Source organism: Flavobacterium sp. UBA4854 (assembly GCF_002399805.1).
GTDB lineage: Bacteria > Bacteroidota > Bacteroidia > Flavobacteriales > Flavobacteriaceae > Flavobacterium > Flavobacterium ginsengisoli.
Window position 1 is genome coordinate 5,359 of the sequence record NZ_DHEI01000149.1, and the last position, 6,614, is coordinate 11,972.

Genomic DNA, 6,614 nt, shown 5'->3' on the forward strand with positions numbered 1-6,614 from the left:
GAAGCATAAAGACTGAAAGTAGTTTCAGCGATGAATTCGCTTTTAAATCGTAAAACCCACATATCGCAATCTCCATCTTTTATGAGAGGTTTTGCGCGATGAATTTTTCCTTGAGTCACAAAACTGATAAAAGGCGTTTCAATCAATTTGGACTGAAAATCTATGAAATGTTCTAACTGGCCTTTATTTCCAATTATGAGTTCTTCAAAATCATGTGCATGAGGTTCATTTACCGATTGCATAATTTTTTCAGATTCGGCAGCCGTAATCTTAAACATTTTGAAAATCTCAGTCATAATTGGTGTTTAGCGGAATCTAAAGGTAATTATTATTCTTAGACATTTTATTGAAGACTATTGGTTAAATCAAAAATCAATTGAAGGTCTATAAGCAAATCATGTAAATTTTTCGTTAAATGATATAAGTAGTTATGGTTTAATTTATTGAATTTTACTAACTTAGGAATGAAATAATAATCGGGCTTTCAATTTTTGAGAGTGTAAAATTATAGAATATGGATACAAGAAATGAACAAAACGATTTATTCCAAGATGGTATTGATCGTACTCAAGAATCAAATTGGGATCCAATCTTAGGATACCATATGTATTTTCCAAATGATGAAAACAAACAGGAACTGCTAAACGAAGAAAATCATCCTATTCATCAACAAAACACTGGCGATTGGGGAGATGATGCCGATTATGAAGAACTTAGGCATAAAAATAATTTCAATAGAGATATTGCCGAAAATGATGCAACTAAAATAGATTAAAAATGATAAAAAAGAGCAGAAAAACTTCTGCTCTTTTTTATTAATAGTTTAGCATTGTAATAAAGTAAATTTGTTGATATATAATAAGTTAGTGAAATTGTGTAAAAGAGCTAAAAGCTGAAATCGCTATTTTTATAATATTTAAAGAAGAAAATATTCAATTAAAAATATACGATTATGAAAAAGCAAATAAAAATAAAAATTGCCCTCTTAGTTTTTTTGGCAGGATTATCATTTTCTTGTAAAAAGAACGAAAGCACTACGATAGGTTCATATGAAAATGATTCTATTCAAAAAACAATGGACACCGTAGGGCCAGACATGGATACAGTCGATATAGACACAGCAGCAACAGTTAAGACTGATTCTATTAAGAAATAATTTACTAGTAAATGCATAAAACGAAAAGCTGAATCCTAACGATTCGGCTTTTTTGTTGCTATGCGGAATAGGAGATTGATAAGGGTGTTTAAAGATGTTCTATTATATTGAAATCATTTTTAACAAATGTTTAAAGTAAAAACGTTTTTCTCTATATTTGAGAAGGAAATTAACAATTTACATGCCTTTTGCACTATAAAACAACTTTAGAAAACTATCACTCAGTACGATAATGGAGCTAATAAGTAATTTAGAGCTTTTTCAGACCGTTTTTAATTCTGCACCTAATGGAATTGCAGTTTTAAAATCTTTGTACGATAATAAAGACAAAGTCGAAGATTTTTCAATATTGTTGTTTAATTCTTGTATTATAAACTGGATCGATAATAAAGACTACAAAGGCAAAAGATTCAGTACGGTTTTCTCTAAAATAGAAGGAACCAATATTTTGGAACAATTTATTGAAACGGCAGAAACTGGCATTGCAGCCAATTTTGAGCGATGGTACGGCGATGAAAATGGAAAACAATGTTTCGGATTTACTGTTGTAAAACAAGACGAAATGTTAGTCGTGACAATGGAAGATGTTACCAAAAAGAAGCATGCCGAAACTGCCCTGAATAATGCATTGATTGATGCAGAAAAACAAAAAAGACTTTATGATTCTATATTAAATGGAACACCAGATTTGGTTTATGTATTTGATCGTGATTATAAGTTTGCCTATGCAAACAAAGCTTTGTTGAGCATGTGGGGAAAAACAGCAGAAGACTCTATTGGGCGCGGTTTAATTGAAAATGGTTACGAAGATTGGCATGCCGAAATGCACGAAAAAGAAATAGATACTGTGATTTCTGAGAGAAAACCAATTCGAGGAACGGTTTCTTTTCCTCACGCCGAATTGGGAAGAAGAATTTACGATTATATTTTTGTTCCTGTTTTTAATGAAAAAGGAGAAGTAGAGTTTGTCGCAGGAACTACAAGGGATATTACAGAAAGCAAACAAGCTGAAGAAAAATTGCAGCAAAGTGAGAATCGTTTCCGCAAAATGATTCATCAAACACCTGCCCCAACTTTAGTGTTGCGAGGCGATAATCTTGTAATTGAGCAAATCAATAAGCATATGTTGCAAATGATTGGTCGCGGAGAAGAAATTATCGGCATGCGCTTGATTGATGTCTTGCCAGAACTGGAAGGCCAATATGTTTGGGAACAGGTTTTAAAGGTTTACAACGAAGGAATTCCTTTTGACCAAAGTGAAGTTTTGGTTCCGCATAATCGAACAGGAGAATTAAAAGACTATTATTATAACTTGGCTTATCGTCCGTTAATTGAAGATGGAGAAATAACAGGAATGATTCAAGTAGCGGTTGAGGTTACACAACAAGTTGTAGCGCGCCAAAAAATGGAAGAAAGCGAAAGCCGTTTTCGAGCTTTAGTCAACGCATCATCAGACTTGGTTTATCGAATGGATGCCGATTGGATGATTATGCAAAATCTAGAAGGAGAAGGAGGCTTGTCTAATTCGGGAGAACGTGGCATTAATTGGTTGGATAAGTTTATTCATACTACAGATTTGCAACAAGCCGTTGACCTTATTTCTAAATCGATTGTCGAAAAATCCATTTTTGAAATGGAACATAAAGCAGTTAATGAGGACGATTCTGTTAGATGGGTTTTTTCAAGAGTAGTTCCGATATTAGACGATCAAGAAAAAATTATCGAATGGTTTGGAGCATCAAGTGATATTACTTCGCAGAAAGAACTTCAAAACGTTATCACAGAAAGCGAAGAAAAGTTTAGACAGCTTGCAGATCTTATTCCTCAAATTATTTGGACAGCAGATCCAGATGGTTTTGTCGATTACTACAACAGTCGCTGGTACGAATATACAGGTTTTGAAGAACATGAATTTGGAGATTCGAGCTGGATTTCAAAATTGCATCCCGATGATGTGTATTTGGTTTCTAAAAGATGGTACGAAAGTGTTCGTGCAGAATTTCCTTATCAGTTAGAGTTTCGCTTAAGAAATGCAAATACAGGCGAATACCGCTGGTTTTTAAGTAAAGCGCTTCCTATTAGAGATAAAGAAGGGGTGCTTACTAATTGGTTTGGAACTTGTACCGATATTCATGAACAAAAGTCTACGACTGAAAAACTAGAAATTCTAGTAGCAGATCGTACCAAAGAATTACAGCGATCTAATGAAGATTTACAGCAGTTTGCTCACGTTGCTTCGCACGATTTAAAAGAGCCTGTTCGAAAAATAAAGACCTTTTTGAGCCGCTTAGAAGAGCATATGGAAGAGCAGTTAGACGAATCTTCATCAAAATATATTGAACGAATTCATGTTGCAGCAGATCGTATGTTTAATATGATTGATGGTGTTCTTGCGTATTCTAAAATGAATGCCGATTCGCAAAAAACAACAATAGTCGATTTAAACGAAGTGATTAAAAGCATAGAAAATGATCTTGAAATTGCGCTTCAGGAAGCAAATGGCAAAATTTATTTTGAAGAGCTTCCAGTTATAGAAGGAGCTTCGGTATTGCTATATCAGCTGTTTTATAATCTAATCAATAATTCTATTAAATTCGCCCAAGAAAACATTCCGCCTCAAATTAATATTACGGCAACAGAACAAATTGAAGCAGGTAATAAAGTGGCCATAATTACGGTAGAGGATAACGGAATTGGTTTTGACCTTGATCAAACAGGACGCATTTTTGAAACTTTTACGCGATTAAATTCTAAGGATCGATACGAAGGCACAGGTCTAGGTTTGTCACTTTGCAAAAAAATAGCCGAACGTCATGGCGGAAGCATTACTGCAACAGGAATTTCTAACAAAGGAGCTATTTTTATTATTACCTTGCCGTTTGTACAAAAAGCAAAAGACATTTAATTATGGGAGAAAATATGATTTTATTAGCTGATGATGATAAGGACGATGCAGAAATGTTCTGTGAAGCATTGGCGGAGATAGATGAAAGTATTGTTTGCCATTGTTCTGAAAATGGAAGCGGAGTGCTAAAATTGTTGAAAGCTCAAGATAAAGTGCCAGGCGTAGTTTTCTTAGATTTAAATATGCCGATTATGAATGGTTGGGAATGTTTAAAACAATTAAAGGCAGAGGAACATTATAAAGACATTCCTGTAATAATGATTTCGACTTCGTCATATAAAAATGATATGGATGCCGCTGCCAATTTGGGTGCTGTCTGTTATTTTGTGAAACCCAATAATTTCAATGATCTAAAACAAGTGTTGGGATTAATTACTTCAAACCTCAAAAATGGACTGAAAGAAGGTCTTTCTAGCCTTGAAAAAAATAAATATTTGCACGTTTTTCTTCCAGAATAAATAATGCTTTTTCTCTTTTAAGAGTAAAACGTATGAATTTCTTTTATAAAAAATGCTAACCATAAATAATATTTTTAAGATTTAACGTATTGATTTTTATGTGTTTGTAATTTGTAAAAATGTTTTTTAAATAAAAAAAGTAAAAAATTATAATTTAAACTTGACTAATTAGGTAGAATTAGTATATATTTGTATCACAGAAAAGTTATATAATGATACTTATCCAGAAAGACTGAGGGAATAGGCCCAATGAAGTCTTAGCAACCTGTTGCCGAATAAGGTGCTAAATCCTTCCGCCGTGTGCGGGTAGATAAGAAAGATTTCTTCAGTAAATCTGTTTAAGATCATCCATACTAAAATCTTTATTACAATGAAAGCAGAATCAATATTATATGCCGGTTATGAACTTTTGAATTCAATTTTTGAAGAAAATAGCTTTGCCTTTTTCTGAATTCTAAAACAGTAATCTTTTCCAGATTTCTTTTATAAAATAACAATAGCGCTGATGGCTTTAGGCATTGGCACAAAATTCTTTTGTCTAATCTTAAAATACTAAAAATAAAATGAAAAAAATACTACTAGGTTTTGCTTTGTTTCTTGGAGCGCTTCAAACTCAAGCTCAAGAAAGCAATTTACAATTGAAAGGAACTGTTGTCGACACAGTGGCACAATATGTTTACCTGCAGAAGTTTCACAATAAAATGTTTACGACTATTGATTCGGCAAAAGTAAAAGACGGAAATTTTAGTTTTAAAACGAAAGTAAAAACGCCAGAATTATACGGTCTAAGCGTCAATACAGAAAGTTCGCCATTGTATATTTTTCTTGAAAAAGATCCGATAACAGTAAAACTAAGTCCGAAGAAATATTATACGGCTTCTGTGGTTGAAGGTTCGGCTTCTCAAGATTTGTTCGAAGCCTATAAAAAAACCAAAGATGTTGAAATTAGTAAATTCATTACAGAACATCCAAAATCTATTGTTTCGGCTTATGTTTTATATAGAAATTGGTCGTATAGATTAACACCAGAGCAAATCACTCAAAATATTGCTTTACTAGATAAAAGCCTTCAGAATATCACTTACGTGAAAGAACTAAAAGAACTGGTTACCGTATTAGACGGATTGGCGGTTGGTAAAAAAGCCCCAGATTTTACTGCCAAAGATCCTGATGGAAAACCAGTTCGCCTTTATGATAATTTAAAAGGCTACACTTTGGTTGATTTTTGGGCTTCGTGGTGCGGACCATGCCGAAAAGAGAATCCAAATATTGTTGCGGCTTACAAAGAATTTCATGATAAAGGATTCAATATCGTAGCAATTTCATTAGATAAAAAGAAAGAAAATTGGATTAAAGGAATTCAAGACGATAATTTGACATGGACACATGTTTCTGACTTGCTTTTCTGGAACAGTGCTGTTGCCAAATTATATGGTGTAAGAGCAATTCCGGGTAATTATCTAGTAGATTCAAAAGGAATAATCGTTGCCAAAAACCTGCACGGAGAAGAATTGCAGTCTACATTAAAAGCGCTTTTGGAGAATAAAATTTGATTCTAAAAAAGCACAACAAAAAATACAATTAGTTAATTTAAAATGATAAGGATATGAATGCTATTGAGCCAACAACAAAACCAACAGAATCGGAGTGTCACTTCTCTAAATTTAGAGAAAACACAGTAGGAATTGAGCATACTTTTGAATCGGTTTACGGAGAACAAAATCTAGTTTATGCAGACTGGGTTGCGAGTGGAAGATTATACACTCCGATAGAAGATATAATGCTCAATAAAATTGGTCCAATGATAGCCAATACGCATTCATTTTCTAGTCAGACAGGAAAAACGTCTACTTATGCTTATCAGCACGCTAGAGAAATTATTAAAAAAGCGGTTAATGCCAGCGAATCAGATGTTTTAGTTACAACAGGAAGCGGAATGACGGCTGCTTTATCTAAACTGCAGCGTATTATCGGAGTGCGAAAAAACTACGAATTGGAAACAGATAAACCAGTTGTTTTTATCACGCACATGGAACATCATTCTAATCAAGTTCCGTGGTATGAAATTAATGCAGATGTTGTAATTCTTTCTCCA

6 protein-coding genes, 1 pseudogene and 1 riboswitch are annotated in these 6,614 nt (G+C 33.5%); of the genes and pseudogenes, 6 read left to right on the forward strand and 1 reads right to left on the reverse strand.

Going from position 1 to position 6,614, the window contains the following annotated elements:
* Positions 1–296 (reverse strand): annotated as a pseudogene (locus tag B3J44_RS21555) (AraC family transcriptional regulator); the annotation flags it as partial.
* 218 nt (positions 297–514) lie between these two features.
* Here B3J44_RS21555 and B3J44_RS21560 point away from each other — a divergent pair.
* The 6 genes from B3J44_RS21560 to B3J44_RS21585 form a co-directional block, all read left to right on the forward strand.
* Positions 515–775 (forward strand): hypothetical protein, encoded by a 261-nt coding sequence (locus B3J44_RS21560; RefSeq protein ID WP_198856536.1) that lies wholly within the window; start codon positions 515–517, stop codon positions 773–775.
* Positions 776–952: 177 nt separating this feature from the next.
* Positions 953–1,156, forward strand: a complete 204-nt coding sequence (locus B3J44_RS21565; RefSeq protein WP_286971352.1) for a hypothetical protein — start codon at positions 953–955, stop codon at positions 1,154–1,156.
* Positions 1,157–1,388: 232 nt separating this feature from the next.
* On the forward strand, positions 1,389–4,061 hold the full coding sequence (locus B3J44_RS21570; RefSeq protein ID WP_286971353.1) for a PAS domain-containing sensor histidine kinase: 2,673 nt from the start codon (positions 1,389–1,391) through the stop codon (positions 4,059–4,061).
* Positions 4,062–4,063: 2 nt separating this feature from the next.
* Positions 4,064–4,519, forward strand: coding sequence for a response regulator (locus B3J44_RS21575; protein WP_198856533.1), 456 nt, complete (start codon positions 4,064–4,066; stop codon positions 4,517–4,519).
* Between the two features lie 216 nt (positions 4,520–4,735).
* A riboswitch (SAM riboswitch) is annotated at positions 4,736–4,836 on the forward strand.
* Positions 4,837–5,082: 246 nt separating this feature from the next.
* Complete coding sequence (locus B3J44_RS21580; RefSeq protein ID WP_286971354.1) at positions 5,083–6,072, forward strand: TlpA disulfide reductase family protein; 990 nt, start codon at positions 5,083–5,085, stop codon at positions 6,070–6,072.
* A 53-nt stretch (positions 6,073–6,125) separates the two neighbouring features.
* The coding region (locus B3J44_RS21585) for an aminotransferase class V-fold PLP-dependent enzyme (RefSeq protein ID WP_286971355.1) at positions 6,126–6,614 on the forward strand (489 nt) is incomplete at its 3' end.

Coding starts and splice junctions, on each gene's coding strand:
- B3J44_RS21570 (WP_286971353.1), top strand. CDS start 1,389: ATGGAGCTAATAAGTAATTTAGAGCTTTTTCAGACCGTTTTTAATTCT.
- B3J44_RS21580 (WP_286971354.1), top strand. CDS start 5,083: ATGAAAAAAATACTACTAGGTTTTGCTTTGTTTCTTGGAGCGCTTCAA.
- B3J44_RS21575 (WP_198856533.1), top strand. CDS start 4,064: ATGGGAGAAAATATGATTTTATTAGCTGATGATGATAAGGACGATGCA.
- B3J44_RS21565 (WP_286971352.1), top strand. CDS start 953: ATGAAAAAGCAAATAAAAATAAAAATTGCCCTCTTAGTTTTTTTGGCA.
- B3J44_RS21560 (WP_198856536.1), top strand. CDS start 515: ATGGATACAAGAAATGAACAAAACGATTTATTCCAAGATGGTATTGAT.